The sequence below is a fragment of the Klebsiella sp. AqSCr genome (genome assembly GCF_008452795.1).
In the GTDB taxonomy this organism is placed as follows: domain Bacteria; phylum Pseudomonadota; class Gammaproteobacteria; order Enterobacterales; family Enterobacteriaceae; genus Klebsiella; species Klebsiella pneumoniae.
Genome location: NZ_MJDM01000005.1, coordinates 897,432 through 918,862, shown reverse-complemented (window position 1 = coordinate 918,862; position 21,431 = coordinate 897,432). Strand labels below are relative to the sequence as shown.

Sequence of the window (21,431 nt, the reverse complement as noted above, 5' to 3'; positions counted from 1 at the left end):
GACGGGACAATGGCGGCACTACCGGACAAAGACAAACTGTTGCGTAACTTTAGCCGTTGCGCCAACTGGGAAGAGAAGTATCTCTATATCATCGAGCTTGGCCAGCGTCTGGCGCCGCTAAGCCCGGAAGAACATAGCGTGCAGAACATTATTCAGGGCTGTCAAAGCCAGGTCTGGATCGTGATGGACCAGGATCCCACAGGCGTGATCACCCTGCGCGGCGATAGCGATGCGGCGATCGTCAAGGGTCTGATAGCGGTGGTGTTTATCCTCTATGACCGGATGACCGCTCAGGACATCACCGAGTTCGACGTGCGTCCGTGGTTTGAAAAAATGGCGCTCACCCAGCATCTCACCCCCTCCCGCTCGCAAGGCCTCGAAGCCATGATCCGCGCGATACGCGCGAAAGCGGCAAATATTAGCTAGAATAAACAGGTAGATTTCATTCTGTTACGTCCGGCAGGGCGCTGACCCTGCCGCCGTTCAGTCTCCTGGCGTTTTATCAGCGAAAGAAGGAATCTCAGTATGAAACGCAAAACGATGATCACCTTAGCCCTTCTCAGCGCCCTTGGCGCCTCCACGGCCGCCTGGGCCGTTGATTATCCGCTTCCTCCCGCCAACAGTCGGCTGATTGGTCAGAATCAGTACTGGACGGTCCAGGAGGGAGATCGCAACCTGCAGGCGATTGCGCGCCATTTCGATACCGCGGCGATGCTGATCCTCGAAGCCAACGATACGATTGCGCCGGTGCAGCCGAAGCCCGGCACTCAGGTCCTTATCCCTTCTCAGATGCTGCTGCCCGACGTGCCGAGGGAGGGCATTGTCGTCAACCTCGCCGAACTGCGGCTGTATTACTTCCCGCCGGGAGAGAATCAGGTGCAGGTCTATCCGCTGGGCATTGGCCAGTTAGGTCTGGAAACGCCGGAGATGACCACCCGCGTGGGGCAGAAGATCCCTAACCCTACCTGGACGCCTACCGCCGGCATCCGCGCGCGCTCGCTGGAGAAAGGGGTGACGCTGCCGGCAGTGGTCCCGGCCGGACCGAACAATCCCCTGGGCCGCTATGCGCTGCGTCTGGCCTACGGTAACGGTGAATATCTCATCCACGGAACTAACGCCCCAGACAGCGTTGGTCTGCGCGTCAGCTCGGGCTGTATGCGGATGAACGCTGATGACATCAAAGCGCTGTTCAGCCAGGTGAAAACCGGGACGCCGGTACGGATTATCAATCAGCCGGTGAAGTTTGCCGTCGAGCCGGATGGTAAACGCTATGTCGAAGTCCACAGGCCGCTTTCGCAGACCGAAGGGGAAAACACCCGGACCATCGCTTACACGCTGCCAGCGGCGTTTCACGCCTTCGCAGAGGATAAAGCAGTGGATGACCTGCAGTTGAAAAAAGCGATGTCAAGAAGGGCGGGGTATCCGGTGGTGGTGTCGGCGGGGGCAGGTAGCGCGGCGACGTCGCTGTCGGCGCAGAATAGTTCGTCTGACAACGGTCTGCTTACCCAATAGCCCTCATGCTGAGGGCAAAAAAAATGGCGCACAGAGTGCGCCATTTTTATTACCAGAACTCTTACTTACGGTAAGAGTGAGCCTGGTTGTCCAGACGCTGGTTAGCGCGAGCTGCGTCGTCTTTAGCAGCCTGAACGTCGGAACGCATTGCGTTCACGTCGTTGCTCAGCTGGTCAACTTTAGCGTTCAGAGTCTGAACGTCAGAAGACAGCTGATCGATTTTAGCATTGCTGGAGCAACCAGCCAGCAGAGTAGAACCCAGGATTACCGCGCCCAGTACCAGTTTAGTACGATTCATTATTAATACCCTCTAGATTGAGTTAATCTCCATGTAGCGTTACAAGTATTACACAAAGTTTTTTGGGATGAGAATATTTTTTTTACCTGAACGCACTTATTTTTGATCGTTCGCTCAAAGAAGCATCGAATTGCTCAGAATCGCTGAAAAAGGCGAGTGAAAACAGCGCGCTTCCATCGGATTCATCTTAGATAATCCCTTATTAAATAGTAAATTCCGATTTGCATTTTTAATAGGAAGAGCTAATCAATGAATAAAAAAAAGCGCCCCGCGAGGCGCTTTATTAAAAAAAACCAATTAACCTGTAAATTATTACAGCACGTGTACGGAAGCGGTATTAGTCGTGCCGCTCGGCACTAATGCGCCGGAAACCATCACCACTACGTCGCCTTTACGCGCGAGGCCGCTCTTCAGCGCCAGGTCTTTGCCCAGATGATAGAAATCATCGGTAGAGGCAATCTCTTCCACCAGCTGCGGTACCACGCCTTTGCTCAGCACCAGCTGACGAGCGGTGGTTTCGTTGGTGGTCAGCGCCAGGATGGTGGCATCCGGGAAGTATTTGCGCACAGCGCGTGCGGATTTACCGCCCTGGGTGGCGACCACGATCAGCGGCGCTTCCAGTTTCTCAGCGGTTTCTACCGCGCCGCGGCACACCGCTTCGGTGATGCGCAGTTTACGGTTGTCGTTGTTGAAGTCCAGACGGCTGGTCATCACGCGGTCGGTACGTTCGCAAATGGTCGCCATGATGGTGACCGCTTCCAGCGGGTATTTACCTTTCGCGGATTCGCCGGACAGCATCACCGCATCGGTGCCGTCGAGGATGGCGTTAGCCACGTCGCCGGCTTCAGCGCGGGTCGGACGCGGGTTCTTGATCATGGAGTCCAGCATCTGGGTGGCGGTGATAACCACTTTACGCGCGCGGATACATTTTTCGATGATCATTTTCTGGGCGAAGATAACTTCTTCAACCGGGATCTCCACGCCCATGTCGCCACGCGCAACCATGATGCCGTCAGACGCTTCGAGGATTTCGTCGAAGTTGTTCAGGCCTTCCTGGTTTTCGATTTTGGAGATGATCTGGATGTTTTCACCGCCGTGGGCTTTCAGGTGCTCACGGATCTCGACGACGTCGGAACGTTTACGGATGAAGGAGGCCGCGACGAAGTCCACGCCCTGTTCGCAACCGAAGATCAGATCCTGTTTGTCTTTCTCAGCCAGCGCCGGCAGGGCGATGGAGACGCCCGGCAGGTTAACGCCTTTGTTCTCGCCGAGGTCGCCATTGTTCAGCACTTTACAGATAACTTTGTTGCCTTCGATAGCCGTGACTTCCATGCCGATCAGGCCATCGTCCACCAGGACGGTGTTGCCGACGGCGAGGTCGGAGGTGAAGCCTTCATAGGTTACCGCAACGATTTCGTTGTTGCCGATGACGGATTTATCGGTAGTGAAGGTGAAGGTCTGGCCTGCTTTCAGGGAGACGTCGTTGCCGCCTTCCAGCTTGATGGTACGAATTTCCGGCCCTTTAGTGTCCAGCAGAATAGCGGCTTTCTTACCGGTTTTGCTCATCACATTGCGCAGGTTCTGGATGCGCTGACCGTGTTCCGCATAGTCACCGTGGGAGAAGTTCAGACGCATCACATTCATGCCGGCTTCCAGCATTTTGGTCAGCATCTCTTCAGATTCGGTTTTCGGACCGATGGTGCAAACAATTTTGGTCTTTTTCATGACAGTTTTAGTCTTTAAGTTGTGAAGGATATGGAATTCTCGCTCCGCGGGCGCACTGCCGGGGAGCCAAACCTGTATTACGAAAGTTGCTAAGCCACGCCCTAAGGATAGGTGACAACCCTGAAGCGTGCAGAAGAATGTGTGCTGGCGGTTCAGCCCATGAAATGTGGCAAGGTGTTATGCGTTTTATCATGCAGTCCAATGCGCTGAAACCATTCAAGAAAGAATCGAAGCGCATTATACGCTGCCGAAATCAAAAAGGAAAATAAAAACCTCGTTTCAAATTATGGACAAAACGCGTAACAAAACCGGCACGTTATGCAAAAATCTACGCAACACACTTTTTCGTCACCGGCTATGAAAAAGGGTAAAAGAAATGGATTATTTCGCCATCGTGAGCCGGTAAAATGCGTCATTGAACCTTTAAAGTGGCGATGGTTTGCGTTGTGCGGGAAATCTATCAATAATGATTTGATTGATAATGATAAAATACGAGCCAAATTCAATGGGAAATAAAGCAAAAGACGACGACCTGTACCAGGAAATGTGCCGCGTGGTGGGTAAAGTCGTGCTGGAAATGCGTGACCTGGGTCAGGAGCCGAAACACATTGTCATTGCCGGTGTGCTGCGCACCTCGCTGGCGAACCGCAAAATCCAGCGTTCGCCGCTCACCGTGGAGGCTATGGAGAAAGTCATTCATGCGCTTTCCGGGCACTGAACCCTTACGCCGGCGGGTCAGGAAATCACGAAGCGGATCACCGCCCGGACGGCAATGTCACAATGGTGAGCCACCATCGCTTCATCGTCGATGGCGGGTAGCGGATCGTCAAGATACAGGCTGCTGAAGGTGTAGAAGTTCGACACCTGATAAAAGCTGAAACTGCTGATTAACCGGTGGACATCGCGCGCGTCGAGCCCCGCCTGAAAGACGCCCTGCTGCTGGCCGCGCAGTAAAATGTCTTCCAGAATCGACAGGGCGGTACGATTCAGCGGCTTCAGTTCACCCGAGCTTTTTAACCACTTGCCGCGCTGCATATTCTCCATGCAAATGACGCGCATATAGTCCGCATGGGTGGCGTGATAGCGCACGCTCCAGCGCACCAGCCGCACCAGCGCCTCCACCGGCGGCACATTCTCCAGCCCCAGCTGCTGCTCGGTTTCGCGGATCCGCGCATACACATGCTGCAGCACCTCCTGATAGAGCTGTTCTTTGCTTTTGAAGTAGTAAACCACCATGCGTTTGGTGGTCTGCGCCTCGGTGGCGATCTGCTCCATGCGGGCGCCTGACAGCCCGTGTTCAGCAAAGACAGCGATAGCGGCGCTGAAAATCCGCGCCTTCAGGGATTGTGCTTCATCATGGGCAACGACGGTCATGGCAACTCCTTTTTCTTGGGTGACAAAAAATACACATAATGATCACAATTTAGCAACCTGGTATGGCGCAAATGAACCAAATGATACATATTCAAGGCTTACGTCAGCTGTTGACCCGAGGACCTTATGCTGCGCTCTATCGCCACCGTTTCGATTTCCGGCACCCTGCCTGAGAAGCTGCACGCTATTGCGGCGGCGGGGTATCAGGGGGTGGAAATTTTCGAGAACGATCTGCTCTATTATACGGGGACGCCGGCGGAAATCCGCCAGCTTGCCGCCGATTTAGGGTTAAAAATCACGCTTTTTCAACCCTTTCGCGATTTTGAAGGCGCCAGTCGGGCGCAGTTTGCGGCGAATATGGCCCGCGCTCGGCGCAAATTTGCTCTGATGCACGAGCTGGGCTGCGAGACGCTGCTGCTGTGCAGCAATGTGCAGCCGGACTGCTCGGCGGATAGCGAATTGCAGGTCGCGGACCTGCGGGCGCTGGCCACGCTGGCGGAAGAGGAGGGGATCGCTATCGGCTATGAGGCCCTGGCCTGGGGAACCCATGTGAACCGCTGGCAGCAGGCCTGGGAGCGGGTGCGGCGGGTGGACAGCCCGGCGTTGGGCCTGGTGCTAGACAGCTTCCATATTCTGGCCCGCGGCGACACGCTGGACGCGCTACCGTTGGTGCCGGTGGAGAAAATCACCTTTGTACAGCTCGCCGATGCGCCGTATATGAAAATGGATTTGCTGGAGTGGAGCCGCCACTTCCGCTGCTTTCCCGGACAGGGGGAGCTGCCGCTGGAGGCGTTTGCCGAGCAGATCACCCGCTGCGGCTACCGCGGCCCCTGGTCGCTGGAGATCTTTAATGACGGTTTTCGCGCCTCGCCGAACGGCGCGACGGCCAAAGATGGTTATCGTTCGCTGCTGTGGCTGGAGGAGCAAACCCGCCGTCGGCTCCCGACGTGCGATGCCGATCTGTTTTCACCGCCGCCGCTGCCGGTCTATCACGGGCTGGAGTTTATCGAGTTTGCCGCCAGCGCCGCCGAGGCGCAGCGCCTGGGGCAACATCTGCAGGCGCTGGGTTTTCAGCACGAGGGAAGCCACCGCTCCAGACAGGTGACGCTGTGGCGCAACGGCGGGGCGCGGATCGTCATCAACCATCAGCCGCACAGCTGGGCCGACCATTTTTATCAACGCCACGGGGTATCGCTCTGCGCGATGGCGCTGCGGGTCGAGCACAGCGCGTCGCTTGTCGCCCGCGCCCGCGCGCTGGGGTATGCCACCTGGCAGGGCGACGCCGGGCCGAACGAAACGCCGATCCCGGCGATCTGCGTCCCCGACGGCAGCCTTATCTATCTCATCGACGCCGGGGAGGCTATCTACGAGCGCGATTTTCATCTGCGTGATGGCGTGACGGTGCGCGAGGATTATCTCGGTATCGATCATCTGGCGCTGGGAATGGAGGCCGACAGCCGCGATAACTGGGTGATGTTCTTCCGTACGGTGTTTGGTTTTTCCCTTGAGCATGAGCAGACGCTGCCGGACCCGTATGGACTGGTGCGCAGCCTGGCGGTGCGCAGCCCGCAGGGCGATATCCGTCTGGCGCTGAATATTTCGCAGAGCCGGGCGACGCAGATCGCCCGCTCCGTCGCTTGCTACCAGGGGGCGGGGCTGCAGCATGCCGCCTTTGCCTGCCGCGATCTGCCGGCCGCCTGCGACCAGCTTGCCGAGGTTGCCCGCCATACGCTGCCGATCCCGGCCAATTATTATGACGATCTGCTGGCGCGCTTTGGCGGCGAGCTGGACGTCGGGCAGCTTCAGCGCCAGCAGCTCCTCTATGACCGCGATCCGCAGGGGGGAGATTTCCTGCATCTTTACACCCGGCCGTTTACCGCCGGCCGCTTTTTCTTTGAGTTAACCGAGCGCCGGGCTGGCTATGCGCTCTATGGCGCAGCGAATGCGGCCGTCCGTCTGGCGGCGATGCAGTATTGTTAGCCTGAATCAAATGGTTCATTATGCGTTAAACACAATAACAACACCCTCTGTACCCGAGACAGGAACCGACTATGAGCTCATATAGCCCTAACCCGACGGCTGCCGCCCAGCCAGCCGTCACCGTGCGCCGCTCCCGGCGGCGTATCGGCATTCTTGCGCTGTTGGCCATTGGCACCATGATCAACTATCTCGATCGCACCGTACTGGGGATCGCCGCCCCAAAGCTCACCGCTGAGCTGGGGATCGACCCGGCGATCATGGGAATCCTCTTCTCCGCCTTCGCCTGGACCTATGCTCTGGCGCAGATACCCGGCGGATTATTTCTCGACCGCTTTGGCAACAAAGTGACCTACTTTTTGTCACTGACCCTGTGGTCGCTGTTTACCCTGTTCCACGGCATGGCGGTGGGACTGAAGACGCTGCTGCTGTGCCGCTTCGGGCTCGGCATTAGCGAAGCGCCGTGCTTTCCGGTCAACAGCCGGGTGGTCAGCGCCTGGTTCCCACAGCAGGAGCGGGCGAAGGCCACGGCGGTGTACACCGTGGGGGAGTATCTCGGGCTGGCCTGCTTTGCGCCGCTGCTGTTCTGGATCATGGACGGTTTCGGCTGGCGGGTGCTGTTCGTCAGCGTTGGCGCCGTCGGCATTCTGTTTGCCCTGGTGTGGTGGCGCTGCTACCGCGAACCGCATGAAGATCCGCGCCTTAGCCAGCAGGAGCGCGAGCATATCGAAAACGGCGGCGGCCTCAGCGCCCCGACCGACCAGCAGGTGGCGTTCAGCTGGCCGCTGGTCCGCCAGCTGCTGAGCAAACGGCAGATCATCGGCGCCAGTATCGGCCAGTTTGCCGGCAATACCGTGCTGGTGTTCTTTCTCACCTGGTTCCCCACCTGGCTGGCCACCGAGCGGCATATGCCCTGGCTGAAGGTTGGCTTCTTCTCCATCCTGCCGTTTGTCGCCGCCGCCGGCGGGGTGATGTTTGGCGGCTGGCTCTCCGACAAACTGCTCAAGGCCACCGGGTCGGCCAATCTTGGCCGTAAGCTGCCGATCGTTGCCGGCCTGCTGATGGCCAGCTGCATCATCACCGCCAACTGGCTGGAGAGCGACCTGGCGGTGATCCTGGTGATGTCGTTTGCCTTTTTTGGCCAGGGGATGGTGGGTCTCGGCTGGACGCTGATCTCCGATATCGCCCCGAAGGGGCTGGGCGGCCTGACCGGCGGCCTGTTTAACTTCTGCGCCAACCTCGCGGGGATCCTCACCCCGCTGGTGATCGGCTTTATCGTTGCCGGGTTCGGCAATTTCTTCTACGCCTTGATCTACATCGGCGGCGCCGCGCTGCTGGGCGTGGTGGCCTATCTGTTTATCCTCGGCGACGTCAAACGTATCGAGTTATCGCAGTAAGCAAAGGAGCAAGGCATGGTGATTAGTGGGCATACGCGGCTGATAGCGCACCTTGGCTATCCGACCGCCAGTTTTAAGGCGCCGATGATCTACAACCCGTGGTTCGTTGACCAGCAGGTGGACGTGAAGGTGGTGCCGATGGGGGTCAGGCCGGAGGACTACGCCGCGTTTATTCCGCCGCTGTTTACGATGACCAACATCATCGGCGCGCTGGTGACGATGCCGCATAAAATCGCCACCTGCGATCTGGTGCAGCGCCTGAGCCCGACGGCGGCCATCGCTGGCGCCTGCAATGCCATCCGCCGCGAGGCTGACGGTAGCCTGAGCGGAGACATGTTCGATGGCGAGGGATTTGTGCTGGGCCTGCGTCGTAAAGGGTTTAACCCGCAGGGGACGCGGGCGCTGGTGGTTGGCAGCGGCGGGGTGGGATCGGCTATCGCCGCCTCCCTCGCGGCGGCGGGGGTCAGCGCCCTGACCCTGTACGATACCCGGCCCGAGGTGGCGCACGCCCTCGCCGGGCGGCTGCATCAGCACTATCCGCAGCTCGATATCACCCTGATGCAGCCCGATCCTGCCGGACACGAGCTGGTGGTCAATGCCACCCCGCTGGGGATGAAGGCCAGCGATCCGCTGCCGCTGGACGTTGACCGTCTGGCGCCAGGCGCCTGGGTGGGGGAAGTCGTCATGACTCAGGAGTACACCCCGCTGCTGAGGGCCGCTCAGGCACGACAGTGCCACATCCAGCGCGGGACCGACATGCTGTTTGAAATGATCCCTGCCTATCTGCGCTTTTTTGACCTACCGGTAGCCACCCCCGAGCAGCTGCGGACCCTGGCAGAAATTCGCTACTGACGCGACGGCAAACCGGGTAATATAGCGCTATATTATCCGGTTTATAGCGACCTCTTATGACAAACACCACTCTCACGCTGCTGGCGGCGGGAAGCCTGAGAAGCGCTTTCCTGCCGCTGGTGGCGCACTTTCGGCAGCACACTGGCCTGGCGGTCGATGCGCAGTTTGGCCCTGCCGGCCTGCTGCGCGAGCGGATCGAAGCCGGGTCGCCGTGCGCGGTTTTTGCTTCCGCCAACGCGGCGCACCCGCAGGCGCTGCTGCAGGCGGGTCTGGCGCAGGAATGCCAGGGATTTGCCAGCAACCAGCTGATGCTGACCGCCCGGCGGTCGCCGGATAACGATGGCCTGGACTGGCTGGCGCTGCTCAGCACGACCCGCCTGCGGTTGGCGACCTCCACGCCGGGCTGCGATCCGTCGGGAGATTATACCTGGCAGCTGTTCGCCCGAATTGAGGCACGCTATCCAGGGTTGGGCAACGCGATGGCCGGGCGGGCGCAGCAGCTGGTCGGCGGCAGAGACTCACAGAGCGTGCCGCCGGGAGAGATAGCCGGCGCGTGGCTTATTCGCCAGAATCTGGCGGATCTGTTTATCGGCTATGCGCACTATGGCCCCGCGCTGGCCACCTGCGACGATCTGCGTACCCTGACCATCCCGGCGCCGTGGAATATTCGCTGCGATTACCAGCTGGCGCGTCTCAGGGCCGACCCCGCCGCGCTGGCCCTGTATCGCTTTATCCTCGGCGACGTTGGTCAGGGGTATCTCCGGCAGGCGGGTTTTATGCCGTTCAGCGACGCAGCGTAAACCCCGGCGCCAGCAGAGGGAACGCGGAGGCGGCATGGCGGATCAGGCGTACCGGCAGGCCGTACGCTTGCCGGAGATGCGTTTCGCTCAGCACGTCGGCGGTCTCACCCGCCAGCCACCGGCCCTCCGGCAGCAGAAGCAGCGTATGGCTGGCCACCTGTAGGGCGTGGTTGGGATCATGGGTGGTGAACAGGACGGTGCGCGCCTGGCGGTGGGCGAGGTCGCCGATCAGCTGCAGCACCACCTGCTGGTTACCGAGGTCCAGCGCCGAGCAGGGCTCATCCAGCAGGATATTCTGGCTGGCGCTGACCAGCGCGCGGGCAATCAGCACCAGCTGCTGCTGGCCGCCGGAGAGGGCGCCGAAGTCATCTTCGGCCAGGGCGGCAATCCCCAGCTGCGCCAGCGCCTGCTCAACCCGCCGGGCATCCTCCTCGTCCGGCTGGGCAAAGAGATCCACGTGCCGGGCCCGGCCCATCAGCACCACATCGCTCACGCGCCAGCGAAAAGCGGGACGAAACGACTGCGGAACCAGGGCCACGCCGCCCTCGCACTGCATCTCGCCGCCCAGCGGCGGCAACACGCCGGTCAGGGTATCCAGCAGGGTACTTTTTCCCCGGCCATTGGCGCCCAGCACCGCCCAGATCTCACCGGGCCGGCAGGCCAGCGTGAGCGGGGCGAAGAGCGGCTGACGGTGGCCATAGCGTAGCGATTGCAGCGATAATGAGCTGTTCATCGGGTCGTACTCCGGCGTCGGGATTGCACCAGCAACACGGTAAACAGCGGCGCCCCGAGCAGGGCGGTGATGATCCCGATCGGGATCTCCGCCTGGGTCAGCGTGCGCGCCAGATCGTCCACCACCAGCATCAGCGCGGCGCCGAGCCAGAAGGCGGTGGGCAGCAGGCGACGATGGTCAGCCCCTACCAGCAGACGGGCGAGGTGCGGGACCACCAGACCCATCCAGGCGATGCTGCCGCTGACCGCCACCTGGGCTGCCACCAGCACCGCGCAGCAAACCAGCACGCCGCGACGCAGCGCGGCCACCGGAACGCCAAGACTGCGGGCATCCCGTTCCTCCAGGGCCAGCAGGTTGATACGCCAGCGCAGCTTCCACAGCGCCCCGGCAGCCATCGCCAGGGGCAGAGACATAAGCAGTACCTTATGCCAGCTGGCGGTCGCGAAGCTGCCGAGCAGCCAGAAAACGATGTTCGGTAACGTCTCTTCGCTGTCGGCGAGGTACTGCATCAGGCTGACCAGCGCGGCGAAGAAGCCGCTGAGAATGATCCCGGACAGAATCAGCCCCAGCGTGCTGTCCCGCCCCTGGAGGGCGGCGAGGGCGTAAATCAGCCCCAGCGCGACGAGGCCGAAGAAAAAGGTCGAGGCCATCATCAGCAGACTGCCGACGCCCAACAGGATCGCCAGCGTGCCGCCGAAGGCGGAGCCGGCGGTCACCCCGATGATGTGCGGATCCACCAGCGGGTTCTGGAACACGCCCTGCAAGGTGGCGCCGCACAGCCCCAGCGCGCCCCCGACCAGCAGGGCCATCACCACGCGCGGCAGGCGAACCGACCAGACGATCTGCCCGATCACCCCTTCACCTGGCGGCAGATGGACCAGGGTGTGGCCAACGGCGCTCAGGCTTAACGGGTACTGGCCGAAACAGAGCGAGGCGACCGCGATCGCCAGCGTCGCCAGCGCCAGGCTTCCCTGCACCAGCCAGGGCTGAGAGTTAGCGGGCATCTGGCATCCACGCCACGCGGTAAAAACGCTGATAATAATCCCTGGCTTTACTGTCCACATCGATGCTCTGGTAGCGCGCGGGATAGAGTTTTTTCGCCATCCACAGCTCACCCAGCGCCATGGCCTCTGGCATCGGGTAACCCCAGGCTTTGGCATACTCCGGCATCAGCCACACGCGGTGATGTTTCACCGCATCGATCGTCTGCCACTGCGGGTCGTTCTCTATCTGTTTGACCACCTGCGGATAACGGTCCTGGACGAAGATCACCTGGGGGTTCCACTCCAGCACCTGCTCCAGCGACACCTGGCGGGCGCCTTTTACGCTGGCGGCCGCCACGTTCAGCGCCCCGGCGTGCGCCATCATCAGCCCGGTATATTTGCCAGCGCCATAGGTATTCAGATCGGGGTTGGCCATGTACACCCGCACCCGCTGGTTCGGTGGAATATCGGCCACCGGCGCATTGGCTTGCTTGCGCGCCTCGAAGGTGTAGTGAATCAGCGCCTCGGCCTCGGGCTGGCGTTCGACCACCTCGCCGATAAGGCGGATCCCCTCCATCAGCCCGGCGTTATAGGCCTGCTCTTCGTCAGCCATGGTGGGGTTCATTTTATTTTTTTCCCCGGCGGCATCGTGACGCAGCGAGATGGCCACCACCGGGATCCCGGCCTGTTGGATCTGCGCGATCATTGCCGGCGGCGCATAGTTGGCGACGAAAACCACCTGCGGACGCAGCGCCAACAGGCTTTCAATATTGACCTGGGTGAGATCGCCCGGGGTCGCCAGTTGCCCGATCTCGGGCATAAAGCGGGCGAACTGCGGCCCGAGCTGTTTCTGCCAGCTGCTTAAGACGCCGACGATATCCTCGGCGGCATGCAGTTGTACCAGCAGGTTGAGCGTCTGATGCTGCAGAACCACAACGCGGGTGACGTGGTCGGGGAGGGTGACCTGGCGACCCAGCTGGTCGGTGACGGTGCGGTCGGCGAAGGTCTGGCCGGTGAACAGGCTGGCGCTGAGCAGCGTCAGGCCCAGCAGTAAGGGGTGTTTTGACATGGTGTGGCCCGAATGGCGTGAAAATTCGTTGTGTATTAAATTATATAACGAAGCCGGGCGCAATGGTTGATCGCATTTATCCTCATCACGATCAGGGCATTTCGTACCACACTTCTTCATCCTCCATGCGGGCTTCTATCTGCCTCGCCACCCTCTGCAGCGCAGGGAGATGCTTCTGCGCCGCCTGCTCAATGGTCATTGCGCTGGCGATATAGACCAGGTTCAGGCAGCCGATAACCCGCTGCTGACTGCAGACCGGCACGGCGATCGAGGCGATTTTCTCCTCCTGCCGCCAGCCGCGGAAGTTTTCGCCATAGCCGTTCTGGCGGGTGCGGGCGAGGATCGCCGCCAGCCGTTCCGGTTCGCGGGCCAGCTGATACTCAGCTTCCGGACGGGCGGCCAGCATGCTGACGACGGCGTCGCGTTCCGCGTCGGGGGCAAAGGCCAGCCACGTCAGTCCGGAGGCGGTGAGCAGCAGCGGCAGCCGCCGTCCGACCATCGCGCGGTGAAACGACAGTCGGCTGAAGCGGTGGGTAGTCTCGCGCACCACCATGGCGTCGACGTCGAGGGTGGTGATGTCCGTTGGCCACTGCACCTCGCGCAGCAGCTCGCCGAGCAGCGGCGTGGCGAGGGCAGAAATCCAATGTTCGTCACGAAATCCATCGCTCAGCTGGCGGACGTTAATGGTCAACCGGAAGCTGTCATCGGAGCGGCTGCGGCGGACAAAACCCTCCTCCTGTAGCGTCTCCAGCAGCCGGCGCACGGTGGTGCGATGCAGGCCGCTAAACTCCGCCAGCAGGCCCGGCGTCGCGCCGCCGTCGAATTTATTTAACAATTTTAATAACAATAAACCCCGGCTTAATCCGCGCACCGTTTTGTACGCTGCGGACTCATCGTCACGCATAAATCCTCCCTTAAAATGCTTTAAAAACAGTGTTGTGCACCTGGTGCACATTCGATGATGTTTTGATTGTAGCCGAAAACCCCCGCCCTATACTCAGCCCATTATAAAAATACGTTTACACATGATTAACAAATTGCCTGTCAGCCGGGCAGTTTCCGAGTCGTGAGGTCGCTGAGAATGACAACATCTACACCCGATATTCAACCCGCCGTGCAGCATACCGCTCAGGTCGCCATCGTTGGCGCCGGTCCGGTTGGTCTGATGATGGCCAACTACCTTGGCCAGATGGGCATCAGCGTGCTGGTGGTGGAAAAGCTCGCCACACTGATCGATTACCCGCGGGCCATCGGCATTGACGATGAATCCCTGCGGGCGATGCAGGCGGTGGGGCTGGTGAATGACGTGCTGCCGCATACCACGCCGTGGCACGCCATGCGTTTTCTCACCCCAAAAGGCCGCTGCTTTGCCGATATCCAGCCGATGACCGATGAGTTTGGCTGGTCGCGGCGCAACGCCTTCATTCAGCCGCAGGTCGATGCGGTGATGTATCACGGTCTGCAGCGTTTCCCGCAGGTCCGCTGCCTCTTCTCCCGCGAAGTGGAAGCCTTTAGCCAGACCGGTGACGGTGTCACGTTAAATCTTAAAGGACCGGACGGCGAGCGGGAGACGGTGCGCGCGGACTGGCTGGTGGCCTGCGACGGCGGCGCCAGCTTTATTCGTCGTACGCTGAACATCCCCTTCGAAGGTAAGACCGCGCCGAATCAGTGGATCGTCATCGATATCGCTAACGACCCGCTGGCCACCCCGCACGTTTACCTGTGCTGCGACCCGGTGCGACCCTACGTTTCCGCCGCGCTGCCCCACGGCGTGCGCCGCTTTGAATTTATGGTGATGCCCGGAGAAACCGAAGCCCAGCTCAGCGAGCCACACAATATGCGCCGTCTGCTGAGCAAAGTGCTGCCGGACCCGGACCGCGTCGAGCTGATCCGCCAGCGGGTCTATACGCATAACGCCCGCCTTGCCGAGCGCTTTCGCATTAACCGGGTGCTGCTGGCCGGCGATGCGGCACACATCATGCCGGTCTGGCAGGGGCAGGGATACAACAGCGGCATGCGCGACGCCTTCAACCTGGCGTGGAAGCTGGCGCTGGTGGTCAACGGTAAAGCGGGAGAGGCGCTGCTCGACAGCTACCAGCAGGAGCGCCGCGACCACGCGAAAGCGATGATTGATCTGTCGGTCACCGCCGGCCACGTGCTGGCGCCGCCGAAGCGCTGGCAGGGGGCCGTGCGCGACGGTCTCTCCTGGCTGCTGAATTACCTGCCGCCGGTGAAGCGCTACTTCCTCGAGATGCGCTTTAAGCCGATGCCGCAGTACCGCGAGGGGGCGCTGCTGACCGACGGCGCCGGCAAGACCTCGCCGGTGGGCAAAATGTTTATTCAACCGCAGGTGACGCTGGAGAGCGGCGAGAGCGTGCTGCTCGACGAGGTTATCGGGGCGAATTTCGCCATTATCGGCTGGGGCTGCAACCCGCAGTGGGGGCTCGACGCCGGGCAGATCGCCCGCTGGCGCGCGATTGGCGTGCGCTTTATCCAAGTGGTGCCGGAGGTGCAGATCCACCGCGAGCAGGATAAGGCCCCCGGCACGCTGCGGGTGGGCGACAGGCAAAATCGCCTGAAGAGCTGGTTTGCTCAGCATAACACCGCCATCGCCGTGGTCAGACCGGACCGCTTTGTCGCCGCTCTCGCCATCCCGCAGACCCTCGGCGCGCAGCTGACCGCCCTGGCGGAAAAAATGACCCTCGCAATCGAGGAAACTGCCCACGCAGAAGAGAAGGTGGCCTGATATGCATGCCTATTTGCACTGTCTCTCCCACACTCCGCTGGTGGGATTCGTGGACCCGGAGCAGGCGGTCCTCGATGAAGTGAACCGGGTGATTGCCGACGCCCGGCGGCGGATCGCTGAATTCGATCCAGAGCTGGTGGTGCTCTTCGCTCCCGATCACTACAACGGTTTTTTCTATGACGTGATGCCGCCGTTCTGCCTCGGGGTCGGCGCCACCGCGATTGGCGACTTCGCCAGCGCCGCCGGCGACCTGCCGGTGCCCGCCGAGCTGGCGGAAGCCTGCGCCCACGCCATCCTCAACAGCGGTATCGACCTGGCGGTGTCGTACAACATGCAGGTGGACCATGGCTTCGCCCAGCCGCTGGAGTTTCTGCTGGGTGGCCTGGACCGCGTGCCGGTGCTGCCGGTGTTTATTAACGGCGTCGCCGCGCCGCTGCCGGGTTTTCAACGCACCCGGCTGCTGGGCGAGGCGATGGGCCGCTTTCTCAATACCCTCAATAAGCGGGTGCTGATCCTCGGCTCGGGCGGACTCTCGCACCAGCCGCCGGTGCCGGAGCTGGCGAAGGCCGACGCCCATCTGCGCGATCGCCTGCTCGGCGGCGGCAAACAGCTGCCGCCGGACGAACGTGCGCTGCGCCAGCAGCGGGTGATCAGCGCCGCCCGACGGTTTACCGAAGACCCGCACTCGCTCCATCCCCTCAACCCGGTCTGGGACAACCGCTTTATGAGCCTGCTGGAGCAGGGGCGGCTGAGCGAACTGGACGCGATCGGCAATGACGAGCTGTCGGCGATGGCCGGCAAATCGACGCACGAAATTAAGACCTGGGTGGCCGCTTTTGCCGCGCTATCCGCTTTTGGCCGCTGGCGCAGTGAAGGCCGCTATTACCGGCCGATCCCCGAGTGGATCGCCGGATTCGGCTCGCTGAGCGCCACCATCGAGATTTGATTAACCGGGAGACTAACATGAGCTATCAACCGCAAACTGAAGCCGCCACCAGCCGATTCCTCAATGTCGACGAGGGGGGCCGCACGCTGCGTATCCATATCAATGACTGCGGCGACGGGAAAGAGACCGTGGTCATGCTGCACGGCTCCGGGCCGGGGGCCACCGGCTGGGCCAACTTCAGCCGCAATATTGACCCGCTGGTCGAGGCGGGCTATCGCGTGCTACTCCTCGACTGTCCGGGGTGGGGCAAAAGCGATGCTATCGTCAACAGCGGCTCGCGTTCGGATCTCAACGCCCGCATTCTGAAAAGCGTGGTCGATCAGCTGGGGATCGATAAAGTCCATCTGCTGGGCAACTCGATGGGCGGCCATAGCGCGGTGGCCTTCACCCTGAGCTGGCCGGAGCGGGTGGCAAAGCTGGTGCTGATGGGCGGGGGGACCGGCGGTATGAGCCTGTTCACGCCGATGCCGACCGAGGGCATCAAGCTGCTGAACGCCCTGTACCGCGAGCCGACCATTGAAAACCTCAAAAAGATGATGAGCATCTTCGTCTTCGACACCCGCGACCTCACCGAGGCGCTGTTCGAGGCGCGTCTCAACAATATGCTGTCGCGCCGCGACCATCTGGACAACTTCGTCAAGAGCCTCGAAGCCAACCCGAAGCAGTTTCCTGACTTTGGCCCGCGGCTGGGCGAAATCAGCGCGCCAACTCTGATCGTCTGGGGACGCAATGACCGCTTCGTGCCGATGGACGCCGGGTTGCGCCTGCTCGCCGGGATCGCCGGTTCGGAACTGCATATTTACCGCGACTGCGGCCACTGGGCGCAGTGGGAACATGCCGACAGTTTTAATCAGCTGGTGCTCAATTTCCTCGCACGGGCTTAAGGAGTAAATGATGACTTTTTCTCTTGACGCGCTGGCCCGGCAGCTCCGCGACGCGGAACAGAGCGGCCAGGCGATCGCCCCGCTGCGCGATATTCTCGGCGTCGACAATGCCGACGCCGCCTATGCCATCCAGCGCCTGAACGTCCAGCACCATGTGGCCCATGGCCGGCGGGTGGTGGGCCGCAAGGTGGGCCTGACCCATCCCAAAGTGCAGCAGCAGCTGGGCGTCAATCAGCCGGACTTCGGCACCCTGTTTGCCGACATGTGCTACGGCGACAACGCCGAGGTGCCGTTTGGCCGCGTGCTGCAGCCCAAGGTGGAGGCCGAGATCGCCCTGGTGCTGAAGCAGGATCTGCCGCATGCCGATACCACTTTTGATGAACTGTATAACGCCATCGAATGGGTATTGCCGGCGCTGGAGGTGGTGGGCAGCCGCATTCGCGACTGGTCAATCGGCTTTGTCGACACCGTCGCCGATAACGCCTCCTGCGGCCTGTACGTCATTGGCGGCCCGGCGCAGCGTCCGGCGGGACTGGATCTGAAGCAGTGCGCCATGCACATGACCCGCAACCAGGAGCTGGTCTCCAGCGGCCGCGGCAGCGAGTGTCTGGGGCATCCGCTGAACGCCGCAGTCTGGCTGGCGCGCAAGCTGGCGAGTCTCGGCGAACCGCTGCGGGCGGGGGATATCGTGCTGACCGGGGCGTTAGGCCCGATGGTGACGATTAACGAGGGGGACAGCTTTGTCGCCCATATCGAAGGTATTGGCTCAGTCGCGGCACGCTTCGTTGCCGCCGGAGAAGGAGATCGTGATGCGTAAACGTAAAGTCGCCATTATCGGCTCCGGGAATATCGGCACCGATTTAATGATTAAAATCCTGCGCCACGGCCAGCATCTGGAGATGGCGGTGATGGTCGGCATCGACCCGCAGTCGGATGGCCTGGCCCGCGCCCGGCGCCTGGGCGTTGCGACCACTCACGAAGGGGTGGGCGGCCTGATGCAGATGGCGGAATTTGCCGACATCGATTTTGTTTTTGACGCCACCAGCGCCGGGGCGCACATCAAAAACGATGCCGCGCTGCGCGAAGCGAAGCCGGGGATCCGCGTTATCGACCTGACGCCGGCGGCGATTGGCCCGTACTGCGTACCGGTGGTCAACCTCGCGGACAATCTCCATCAGGGCAACGTCAATATGGTGACCTGCGGCGGGCAGGCGACCATCCCGATGGTCGCCGCGGTCTCGCGAGTGGCGAAGGTGCATTACGCGGAGATTGTGGCCTCGATCGCCAGCCAATCCGCCGGGCCGGGCACGCGGGCCAATATTGACGAATTTACCGAAACCACCTCGCAGGCGATTGAAAAAGTCGGTGGGGCGGGCAAGGGCAAAGCGATTATTGTACTGAACCCGGCGGAGCCGCCGCTGATGATGCGCGATACCGTCTACGTCCTGAGCGAGCTGGCGTCGCAGGAGGCGATTGCCGCCTCGATCGCCGAAATGGCGGCAGCGGTGCAGGCTTACGTCCCAGGCTACCGGCTGAAGCAGCAGGTGCAGTTTGAGGTTATCCCCGAGGATAAGCCGGTCAACCTGCCCGGCGTCGGCTGTTTTTCCGGCCTGAAAACCGCGGTTTACCTCGAAGTGGAAGGGGCGGCGCACTATCTGCCAGCGTACGCGGGCAACCTCGATATTATGACCTCGGCGGCGCTGGCGACGGCGGAGCAAATGGCCGGGGCAATGCACAGCGCGGCGGGAGCGACAGCATGAACGGTAAAAAACTTTATATCTCGGACGTGACGCTGCGCGATGGTATGCACGCTATTCGTCACCAGTATTCCCTGGCGCAGGTACAGCAGATCGCCAGCGCGCTGGATAAGGCCGGGGTCGACTCCATCGAAGTGGCCCATGGCGATGGCCTACAGGGATCCAGCTTCAACTACGGCTTTGGCGCCCACAGCGACATCGCGTGGATTGAAGCGGCGGCGGCGGCGGTCAGCCAGGCGAAAATCGCCACCTTACTGCTGCCGGGCATCGGCACGCTGCACGATCTGAAAGCGGCGTATCAGGCCGGGGCGCGGGTGGTGCGGGTCGCCACCCACTGCAGCGAAGCGGACGTCGCCGCGCAGCATATTGCCTTTGCCCGCGAGCTGGGGATGGACACCGTCGGTTTTCTGATGATGAGCCATATGATCTCCCCGCAGGCGCTGGCGCAGCAGGCGCTGAAGATGGAATCTTATGGCGCGACCTGTATCTATGTGGTGGATTCCGGCGGGGCGATGAACATGAACGACATTCGCGACCGCTTCCGCGCCCTGAAGGCGGTGCTGAAGTCGGAGACCGCCACCGGGATGCATGCCCACCATAATCTGAGCCTCGGGGTGGCGAACTCGATCGTCGCGGTGGAAGAGGGGTGCGATCGCATTGACGCCAGCCTGGCCGGGATGGGGGCGGGGGCGGGCAATGCGCCGCTGGAGGTGTTTATTGCCGCCGCCGACAAGCTCGGCTGGCAGCATGGCACCGATCTCTACGCCCTGATGAACGCGGCCGATGAGCTGGTGCGGCCGCTGCAGGATCGCCCGGTGCGTGTCGACCGCGAAACGCTGGCGCTGGGCTACGCCGGAGTCTACTCCAGCTTCCTGCGCCACAGCGAAGCGGCGGCCAAGCGCTATGGCCTCAGCGCGGTGGATATTCTCGTCGAGCTGGGCAAGCGGCGGATGGTCGGCGGCCAGGAGGATATGATCGTCGACGTCGCGCTGGATCTGCTTAACCGCAATAAATAACTAAGAACGTGCGGCTGACAAAGCATCAGCCGCCAGTCACCTGCTCCGTTTGTTCGGCTATCGCCAAGGTACCCTATGACCAAGATAACGACTGCAACCCCCTCGCGCCTGGTGGTCACCATCGGGCTCTGTTTTATGGTGGCCCTGATGGAAGGGCTGGATCTGCAGGCGGCGGGGATCGCCGCCGTCGGCATGGCGCAGGCCTTTGCGCTGGATAAAATGCAGATGGGCTGGATCTTCAGCGCCGGGATCCTCGGCCTGTTGCCCGGCGCGCTGGTGGGCGGCATGCTGGCGGACCGCCACGGGCGTAAGCGCATTCTGTTGGGGTCGGTGCTGCTGTTTGGCCTGTTCTCGCTGGCCACCGCGCTGGCATGGAGCTTCCCGACGCTGCTGCTGGCGCGCCTGCTCACCGGCGTCGGGCTCGGGGCGGCATTGCCGAACCTGATTGCCTTAACCTCGGAAGCCGCTGGCTCACGCTTCCGCGGCCGGGCGGTAAGCCTGATGTACTGCGGCGTACCCATTGGCGCCGCGCTGGCGGCAGCGCTGGGCTTTTCCGGTCTCGCCGCGGCCTGGCAGATTATTTTCTGGATTGGCGGCGTGGTCCCGCTGCTGCTGATCCCATTGCTGATGCGCTGGCTGCCGGAGTCGCAGGCGTTTCAGCGCGCGGAGGCCAGCGTGCCGCTGCGCACCCTGTTTGCCCCGGGCCAGGCCGCCGCTACGCTGCTGCTGTGGCTGGGTTATTTTTTCACCCTGCTGGTGGTCTATATGCTGATCAACTGGCTGCCTATGCTGCTGGTGGGCCAGGGATTCCGCGCCAGCCAGGCGGCGGGGGTGATGTTCTCTCTGCAGATCGGCGCCGCCTGCGGCACGCTGCTGCTGGGGGCGCTAATGGATAAGCTCACCCCGCTGCGGATGTCGCTCCTGATCTACAGCGGCATTCTGGCGTCGCTGCTGGCGCTGGGCAGCGCGTCGTCGCTGACTGGCATGCTGCTGGCGGGGTTTGTCGCCGGGCTGTTCGCCACCGGCGGACAAAGTGTGCTTTACGCTCTGGCGCCGCTTTTTTATCCCGCGGCCATCCGCGCCACCGGGGTGGGCACCGCCGTGGCGGTGGGGCGTCTTGGGGCGATGAGCGGCCCGCTGCTGGCCGGCAAGATGCTGGCCCTCGGCACCGGCACCGTCGGGGTGATGGCGGCCTCGGCGCCGGGCATTGTGCTGGCCGGCGTGGCGGTGTTCTGGCTGATGCATCGCCAGCAGCGCGCGGCCATGGTCTGATATGCATCCGGCGGTCTGGTAAAAAAATGCCGGGCCGCCGCCTTGCCTGTCCGCGTCCCCTGGCCTAAGGTAAGACATCATTCCCTGACG

23 protein-coding genes are annotated in these 21,431 nt (G+C 61.7%); 16 read left to right on the top strand and 7 right to left on the bottom strand.

Annotated features, from left to right (window positions below; all coding sequences use genetic code 11):
- Positions 1–9 precede the first annotated feature (9 nt).
- Entirely contained in the window at positions 10–426 is a 417-nt protein-coding gene (gene sufE, locus BHE81_RS08420; protein WP_002908865.1) for a cysteine desulfuration protein SufE, read from the top strand.
- Positions 427–525: 99 nt separating this feature from the next.
- Positions 526–1,512, top strand: coding sequence for a L,D-transpeptidase LdtE (gene ldtE / locus BHE81_RS08415; protein WP_019705815.1), 987 nt, complete (start codon positions 526–528; stop codon positions 1,510–1,512).
- 61 nt (positions 1,513–1,573) lie between these two features.
- On the opposite strand, the gene BHE81_RS08410 is transcribed toward ldtE, so the two are convergent.
- Positions 1,574–1,810: a major outer membrane lipoprotein gene (locus BHE81_RS08410; protein WP_002908860.1), complete on the bottom strand. Its 237-nt coding sequence runs from the start codon at positions 1,808–1,810 to the stop codon at positions 1,574–1,576.
- Positions 1,811–2,122: 312 nt separating this feature from the next.
- Positions 2,123–3,535 carry a pyruvate kinase PykF gene (pykF, locus tag BHE81_RS08405; protein ID WP_002908859.1) on the bottom strand — a complete coding sequence of 471 codons (1,413 nt, stop codon included), beginning with the start codon at positions 3,533–3,535 and terminating at the stop codon, positions 2,123–2,125.
- A 137-nt stretch (positions 3,536–3,672) separates the two neighbouring features.
- Here pykF and BHE81_RS28135 point away from each other — a divergent pair, with 137 nt between their 5' ends.
- The 3 genes from BHE81_RS28135 to fumD all read left to right on the top strand — a co-directional run bounded on the left by BHE81_RS28135 (position 3,673) and on the right by fumD (position 4,253).
- Complete coding sequence (locus BHE81_RS28135; protein WP_004217210.1) at positions 3,673–3,804, top strand: hypothetical protein; 132 nt, start codon at positions 3,673–3,675, stop codon at positions 3,802–3,804.
- 88 nt (positions 3,805–3,892) lie between these two features.
- Complete coding sequence (locus BHE81_RS08400; protein ID WP_032413936.1) at positions 3,893–4,051, top strand: hypothetical protein; 159 nt, start codon at positions 3,893–3,895, stop codon at positions 4,049–4,051.
- Entirely contained in the window at positions 4,041–4,253 is a 213-nt protein-coding gene (gene fumD, locus BHE81_RS08395) for a fumarate hydratase FumD (protein ID WP_004180357.1), read from the top strand. The genes BHE81_RS08400 and fumD overlap by 11 nt, the downstream gene beginning before the upstream one ends.
- A gap of 17 nt (positions 4,254–4,270) precedes the next feature.
- On the opposite strand, the gene BHE81_RS08390 is transcribed toward fumD, so the two are convergent.
- Complete coding sequence (locus BHE81_RS08390) at positions 4,271–4,909, bottom strand: TetR family transcriptional regulator (protein WP_002908844.1); 639 nt, start codon at positions 4,907–4,909, stop codon at positions 4,271–4,273.
- 126 nt (positions 4,910–5,035) lie between these two features.
- Here BHE81_RS08390 and BHE81_RS08385 point away from each other — a divergent pair, with 126 nt between their 5' ends.
- The 4 genes from BHE81_RS08385 to BHE81_RS08370 all read left to right on the top strand — a co-directional run bounded on the left by BHE81_RS08385 (position 5,036) and on the right by BHE81_RS08370 (position 9,935).
- Entirely contained in the window at positions 5,036–6,889 is a 1,854-nt protein-coding gene (locus BHE81_RS08385; RefSeq protein WP_110246355.1) for a bifunctional sugar phosphate isomerase/epimerase/4-hydroxyphenylpyruvate dioxygenase family protein, read from the top strand.
- 71 nt (positions 6,890–6,960) lie between these two features.
- Entirely contained in the window at positions 6,961–8,283 is a 1,323-nt protein-coding gene (locus BHE81_RS08380; protein WP_004148701.1) for an MFS transporter, read from the top strand.
- 15 nt (positions 8,284–8,298) lie between these two features.
- The gene (locus BHE81_RS08375; protein WP_004189497.1) at positions 8,299–9,135 is read left to right on the top strand and encodes a shikimate dehydrogenase family protein; all 837 of its coding nucleotides are present in this window, start codon (positions 8,299–8,301) and stop codon (positions 9,133–9,135) included.
- 56 nt (positions 9,136–9,191) lie between these two features.
- Entirely contained in the window at positions 9,192–9,935 is a 744-nt protein-coding gene (locus BHE81_RS08370; RefSeq protein WP_023342758.1) for a substrate-binding domain-containing protein, read from the top strand.
- On the opposite strand, the gene BHE81_RS08365 is transcribed toward BHE81_RS08370, so the two are convergent.
- The 4 genes from BHE81_RS08365 to BHE81_RS08350 all read right to left on the bottom strand — a co-directional run bounded on the left by BHE81_RS08365 (position 9,919) and on the right by BHE81_RS08350 (position 13,624).
- Positions 9,919–10,668, bottom strand: coding sequence for an ABC transporter ATP-binding protein (locus BHE81_RS08365; RefSeq protein ID WP_004184407.1), 750 nt, complete (start codon positions 10,666–10,668; stop codon positions 9,919–9,921). The two genes, BHE81_RS08370 and BHE81_RS08365, sit on opposite strands and share 17 nt — an antisense overlap.
- The gene (locus BHE81_RS08360) at positions 10,665–11,672 is read right to left on the bottom strand and encodes a FecCD family ABC transporter permease (protein ID WP_023301815.1); all 1,008 of its coding nucleotides are present in this window, start codon (positions 11,670–11,672) and stop codon (positions 10,665–10,667) included. The genes BHE81_RS08365 and BHE81_RS08360 overlap by 4 nt, the downstream gene beginning before the upstream one ends.
- Positions 11,662–12,720, bottom strand: a complete 1,059-nt coding sequence (locus BHE81_RS08355; protein ID WP_023301816.1) for an ABC transporter substrate-binding protein — start codon at positions 12,718–12,720, stop codon at positions 11,662–11,664. The genes BHE81_RS08360 and BHE81_RS08355 overlap by 11 nt, the downstream gene beginning before the upstream one ends.
- A gap of 91 nt (positions 12,721–12,811) precedes the next feature.
- Complete coding sequence (locus tag BHE81_RS08350) at positions 12,812–13,624, bottom strand: DNA-binding transcriptional regulator (RefSeq protein WP_009486088.1); 813 nt, start codon at positions 13,622–13,624, stop codon at positions 12,812–12,814.
- Between the two features lie 177 nt (positions 13,625–13,801).
- On the opposite strand from BHE81_RS08350, the gene BHE81_RS08345 reads away from it, so the two are divergent.
- The 7 genes from BHE81_RS08345 to mhpT all read left to right on the top strand — a co-directional run bounded on the left by BHE81_RS08345 (position 13,802) and on the right by mhpT (position 21,341).
- On the top strand, positions 13,802–15,466 hold the full coding sequence (locus tag BHE81_RS08345; RefSeq protein WP_023301817.1) for a bifunctional 3-(3-hydroxy-phenyl)propionate/3-hydroxycinnamic acid hydroxylase: 1,665 nt from the start codon (positions 13,802–13,804) through the stop codon (positions 15,464–15,466).
- 1 nt (position 15,467) lies between these two features.
- Positions 15,468–16,412 (top strand): 2,3-dihydroxyphenylpropionate/2,3-dihydroxicinnamic acid 1,2-dioxygenase, encoded by a 945-nt coding sequence (mhpB, locus tag BHE81_RS08340; RefSeq protein WP_023301818.1) that lies wholly within the window; start codon positions 15,468–15,470, stop codon positions 16,410–16,412.
- A gap of 17 nt (positions 16,413–16,429) precedes the next feature.
- Positions 16,430–17,296 carry a 2-hydroxy-6-oxonona-2,4-dienedioate hydrolase gene (gene mhpC / locus BHE81_RS08335; RefSeq protein WP_004151837.1) on the top strand — a complete coding sequence of 289 codons (867 nt, stop codon included), beginning with the start codon at positions 16,430–16,432 and terminating at the stop codon, positions 17,294–17,296.
- A 10-nt stretch (positions 17,297–17,306) separates the two neighbouring features.
- Positions 17,307–18,113, top strand: a complete 807-nt coding sequence (mhpD, locus tag BHE81_RS08330) for a 2-keto-4-pentenoate hydratase (RefSeq protein ID WP_002908598.1) — start codon at positions 17,307–17,309, stop codon at positions 18,111–18,113.
- Positions 18,106–19,056 carry an acetaldehyde dehydrogenase gene (mhpF, locus tag BHE81_RS08325; RefSeq protein WP_009307632.1) on the top strand — a complete coding sequence of 317 codons (951 nt, stop codon included), beginning with the start codon at positions 18,106–18,108 and terminating at the stop codon, positions 19,054–19,056. Before mhpD ends, mhpF begins: the two co-directional genes overlap by 8 nt.
- Positions 19,053–20,069, top strand: a complete 1,017-nt coding sequence (gene mhpE, locus BHE81_RS08320; protein WP_023301819.1) for a 4-hydroxy-2-oxovalerate aldolase — start codon at positions 19,053–19,055, stop codon at positions 20,067–20,069. Before mhpF ends, mhpE begins: the two co-directional genes overlap by 4 nt.
- A 75-nt stretch (positions 20,070–20,144) precedes the next feature.
- Positions 20,145–21,341, top strand: coding sequence for a 3-(3-hydroxy-phenyl)propionate transporter MhpT (mhpT, locus tag BHE81_RS08315; RefSeq protein ID WP_004148691.1), 1,197 nt, complete (start codon positions 20,145–20,147; stop codon positions 21,339–21,341).
- The last annotated feature ends 90 nt before the right edge of the window (positions 21,342–21,431 follow it).

Excerpts from the sequence above, each read along its gene's own strand:
- sufE (WP_002908865.1), top strand. The coding sequence starts at position 10 with ATGGCGGCACTACCGGACAAAGACAAACTGTTGCGTAACTTTAGCCGT.
- ldtE (WP_019705815.1), top strand. The coding sequence starts at position 526 with ATGAAACGCAAAACGATGATCACCTTAGCCCTTCTCAGCGCCCTTGGC.
- BHE81_RS08410 (WP_002908860.1), bottom strand. The coding sequence starts at position 1,810 with ATGAATCGTACTAAACTGGTACTGGGCGCGGTAATCCTGGGTTCTACT.
- pykF (WP_002908859.1), bottom strand. The coding sequence starts at position 3,535 with ATGAAAAAGACCAAAATTGTTTGCACCATCGGTCCGAAAACCGAATCT.
- BHE81_RS28135 (WP_004217210.1), top strand. The coding sequence starts at position 3,673 with ATGTGTGCTGGCGGTTCAGCCCATGAAATGTGGCAAGGTGTTATGCGT.
- BHE81_RS08400 (WP_032413936.1), top strand. The coding sequence starts at position 3,893 with ATGAAAAAGGGTAAAAGAAATGGATTATTTCGCCATCGTGAGCCGGTA.
- fumD (WP_004180357.1), top strand. The coding sequence starts at position 4,041 with ATGGGAAATAAAGCAAAAGACGACGACCTGTACCAGGAAATGTGCCGC.
- BHE81_RS08390 (WP_002908844.1), bottom strand. The coding sequence starts at position 4,909 with ATGACCGTCGTTGCCCATGATGAAGCACAATCCCTGAAGGCGCGGATT.
- BHE81_RS08385 (WP_110246355.1), top strand. The coding sequence starts at position 5,036 with ATGCTGCGCTCTATCGCCACCGTTTCGATTTCCGGCACCCTGCCTGAG.
- BHE81_RS08380 (WP_004148701.1), top strand. The coding sequence starts at position 6,961 with ATGAGCTCATATAGCCCTAACCCGACGGCTGCCGCCCAGCCAGCCGTC.
- BHE81_RS08375 (WP_004189497.1), top strand. The coding sequence starts at position 8,299 with ATGGTGATTAGTGGGCATACGCGGCTGATAGCGCACCTTGGCTATCCG.
- BHE81_RS08370 (WP_023342758.1), top strand. The coding sequence starts at position 9,192 with ATGACAAACACCACTCTCACGCTGCTGGCGGCGGGAAGCCTGAGAAGC.
- BHE81_RS08365 (WP_004184407.1), bottom strand. The coding sequence starts at position 10,668 with ATGAACAGCTCATTATCGCTGCAATCGCTACGCTATGGCCACCGTCAG.
- BHE81_RS08360 (WP_023301815.1), bottom strand. The coding sequence starts at position 11,672 with ATGCCCGCTAACTCTCAGCCCTGGCTGGTGCAGGGAAGCCTGGCGCTG.
- BHE81_RS08355 (WP_023301816.1), bottom strand. The coding sequence starts at position 12,720 with ATGTCAAAACACCCCTTACTGCTGGGCCTGACGCTGCTCAGCGCCAGC.
- BHE81_RS08350 (WP_009486088.1), bottom strand. The coding sequence starts at position 13,624 with ATGCGTGACGATGAGTCCGCAGCGTACAAAACGGTGCGCGGATTAAGC.
- BHE81_RS08345 (WP_023301817.1), top strand. The coding sequence starts at position 13,802 with ATGACAACATCTACACCCGATATTCAACCCGCCGTGCAGCATACCGCT.
- mhpB (WP_023301818.1), top strand. The coding sequence starts at position 15,468 with ATGCATGCCTATTTGCACTGTCTCTCCCACACTCCGCTGGTGGGATTC.
- mhpC (WP_004151837.1), top strand. The coding sequence starts at position 16,430 with ATGAGCTATCAACCGCAAACTGAAGCCGCCACCAGCCGATTCCTCAAT.
- mhpD (WP_002908598.1), top strand. The coding sequence starts at position 17,307 with ATGACTTTTTCTCTTGACGCGCTGGCCCGGCAGCTCCGCGACGCGGAA.
- mhpF (WP_009307632.1), top strand. The coding sequence starts at position 18,106 with ATGCGTAAACGTAAAGTCGCCATTATCGGCTCCGGGAATATCGGCACC.
- mhpE (WP_023301819.1), top strand. The coding sequence starts at position 19,053 with ATGAACGGTAAAAAACTTTATATCTCGGACGTGACGCTGCGCGATGGT.
- mhpT (WP_004148691.1), top strand. The coding sequence starts at position 20,145 with ATGACCAAGATAACGACTGCAACCCCCTCGCGCCTGGTGGTCACCATC.